This is a genomic window from Citrobacter sp. Cu231, from assembly GCF_030332265.1.
Lineage (GTDB): Bacteria > Pseudomonadota > Gammaproteobacteria > Enterobacterales > Enterobacteriaceae > Citrobacter > Citrobacter meridianamericanus.
This window is the reverse complement of record NZ_JAOWIE010000053.1, coordinates 1183-4024: the sequence shown is the minus strand read 5'-3', so window position 1 is coordinate 4024 and position 2842 is coordinate 1183. Positions and strand designations below refer to the sequence as shown.

The 2842-nt window shown below is 52.9% G+C and carries 1 rRNA gene; it reads right to left on the bottom strand.

Features of this window, described 5'->3' with window-relative positions:
• Window positions 1-2842 (bottom strand): 23S ribosomal RNA (locus OGY15_RS22890).

The window sequence follows — 2842 nt, the reverse complement described above, 5'->3', positions numbered from 1 at the left end:
CTTACACACCCGACCTATCAACGTCATCGTCTTTAACGTTCCTTCAGGAGACTTAAAGTCTCAGGGAGAACTCATCTCGGGGCAAGTTTCGTGCTTAGATGCTTTCAGCACTTATCTCTTCCGCATTTAGCTACCGGGCAGTGCCATTGGCATGACAACCCGAACACCAGTGATGCGTCCACTCCGGTCCTCTCGTACTAGGAGCAGCCCCCCTCAATTCTCCAGCGCCCACGGCAGATAGGGACCGAACTGTCTCACGACGTTCTAAACCCAGCTCGCGTACCACTTTAAATGGCGAACAGCCATACCCTTGGGACCTACTTCAGCCCCAGGATGTGATGAGCCGACATCGAGGTGCCAAACACCGCCGTCGATATGAACTCTTGGGCGGTATCAGCCTGTTATCCCCGGAGTACCTTTTATCCGTTGAGCGATGGCCCTTCCATTCAGAACCACCGGATCACTAAGACCTGCTTTCGCACCTGCTCGAGCCGTCACTCTCGCAGTCAAGCTAGCTTATGCCTTTGCACTAACCTCCTGATGTCCGACCAGGATTAGCTAACCTTCGTGCTCCTCCGTTACTCTTTAGGAGGAGACCGCCCCAGTCAAACTACCCACCAGACACTGTCCGCAACCCGGATTACGGGTCAACGTTAGAACACCAGCCATTAAAGGGTGGTATTTCAAGGTTGGCTCCACGCAGACTGGCGTCCACGCTTCAAAGCCTCCCACCTATCCTACACATCAAGGACCAGTGTTCAGTGTCAAGCTATAGTAAAGGTTCACGGGGTCTTTCCGTCTTGCCGCGGGTACACTGCATCTTCACAGCGAGTTCAATTTCACTGAGTCTCGGGTGGAGACAGCCTGGCCATCATTACGCCATTCGTGCAGGTCGGAACTTACCCGACAAGGAATTTCGCTACCTTAGGACCGTTATAGTTACGGCCGCCGTTTACCGGGGCTTCGATCAAGAGCTTCTCCTTACGGATAACCCCATCAATTAACCTTCCGGCACCGGGCAGGCGTCACACCGTATACGTCCACTTTCGTGTTTGCACAGTGCTGTGTTTTTAATAAACAGTTGCAGCCAGCTGGTATCTTCGACTGATTTCAGCTCCACGGGTAAACCGCTTCACCTACATATCAGCGTGCCTTCTCCCGAAGTTACGGCACCATTTTGCCTAGTTCCTTCACCCGAGTTCTCTCAAGCGCCTTGGTATTCTCTACCTGACCACCTGTGTCGGTTTGGGGTACGATTTCGTGTTACCTGATGCTTAGAGGCTTTTCCTGGAAGCAGGGCATTTGTCACTTCAGCACCGTAGTGCCTCGTCATCACACCTCAGCGTTAAAAGGAACCGGATTTACCTGGAACCTCCGCCTACATGCTTAAACCGGGACAACCGTCGCCCGGCCAACATAGCCTTCTCCGTCCCCCCTTCGCAGTAACACCAAGTACAGGAATATTAACCTGTTTCCCATCGACTACGCCTTTCGGCCTCGCCTTAGGGGTCGACTCACCCTGCCCCGATTAACGTTGGACAGGAACCCTTGGTCTTCCGGCGTGCGGGTTTTTCACCCGCATTATCGTTACTTATGTCAGCATTCGCACTTCTGATACCTCCAGCAACCCTCACAGGCCACCTTCAACGGCTTACAGAACGCTCCCCTACCCAACAACACATAGTGTCGCTGCCGCAGCTTCGGTGCATGGTTTAGCCCCGTTACATCTTCCGCGCAGGCCGACTCGACCAGTGAGCTATTACGCTTTCTTTAAATGATGGCTGCTTCTAAGCCAACATCCTGGCTGTCTGTGCCTTCCCACATCGTTTCCCACTTAACCATGACTTTGGGACCTTAGCTGGCGGTCTGGGTTGTTTCCCTCTTCACGACGGACGTTAGCACCCGCCGTGTGTCTCCCGTGATAACATTCTTCGGTATTCGCAGTTTGCATCGGGTTGGTAAGTCGGGATGACCCCCTAGCCGAAACAGTGCTCTACCCCCGAAGATGAGTTCACGAGGCGCTACCTAAATAGCTTTCGGGGAGAACCAGCTATCTCCCGGTTTGATTGGCCTTTCACCCCCAGCCACAAGTCATCCGCTAATTTTTCAACATTAGTCGGTTCGGTCCTCCAGTTAGTGTTACCCAACCTTCAACCTGCCCATGGCTAGATCACCGGGTTTCGGGTCTATACCCTGCAACTTAACGCCCAGTTAAGACTCGGTTTCCCTTCGGCTCCCCTATACGGTTAACCTTGCTACAGAATATAAGTCGCTGACCCATTATACAAAAGGTACGCAGTCACACCCCGAAGGATGCTCCCACTGCTTGTACGTACACGGTTTCAGGTTCTTTTTCACTCCCCTCGCCGGGGTTCTTTTCGCCTTTCCCTCACGGTACTGGTTCACTATCGGTCAGTCAGGAGTATTTAGCCTTGGAGGATGGTCCCCCCATATTCAGACAGGATACCACGTGTCCCGCCCTACTCTTCGAGTTCACAACCTGTGCATTTTGGTGTACGGGACTATCACCCTGTACCGTCGGACTTTCCAGACCGTTCCACTAACACACAAGCTGATTCAGACTCTGGGCTGCTCCCCGTTCGCTCGCCGCTACTGGGGGAATCTCGGTTGATTTCTTTTCCTCGGGGTACTTAGATGTTTCAGTTCCCCCGGTTCGCTTCATTACGCTATGTATTCACGTAATGATAGTGTGACGAATCACACTGGGTTTCCCCATTCGGAAATCGCCGGTTATAACGGTTCATATCACCTTACCGACGCTTATCGCAGATTAGCACGTCCTTCATCGCCTCTGACTGCCAGGGCATCCACCGTGTACGCT